We start from the raw sequence: 388 nt of genomic DNA on the forward strand, positions 1-388 counted from the left end.
CGAGTAAGTCGGAAAAAGTAGATGTGGTTGAATATGCCAAAGAGAGATGGGGCTTGGATGTTAAAGAGATCAAAGACATTTACGATGCTGTTTATTATTTTACAGGAAAGAAGATAGAAAAACCTCCTGTACCAGCTAATTTGAATGTTGATACCTCTTTCTTAAAAGACAATGCCGTTGAGGACTATGATGAAACCATTAAATACTACGAAAAGATTGAAAATAAACTTAATGACAGCGATATTAGTTATACTACCTATTCCTACCTCAAAAATGCTCTAGACGAAGCAAAAAAGAAACTAGACGAAGCTAAGAAGAATCTTGATGATGGAAGGTATTACACGGCTTTAAGCCTTGATTTCCAAGCCAGAATCACAATAAGACATGT

General features: G+C 35.3%; 1 pseudogene. It reads left to right on the forward strand.

What is annotated here, in order from left to right:
* Window positions 1–388: pseudogene (locus E3E37_RS11490) on the forward strand (ATP-dependent protease); the annotation flags it as partial.

Source organism: Thermococcus sp. ES12, assembly GCF_012027515.1.
Classification (GTDB): domain Archaea; phylum Methanobacteriota_B; class Thermococci; order Thermococcales; family Thermococcaceae; genus Thermococcus; species Thermococcus barossii.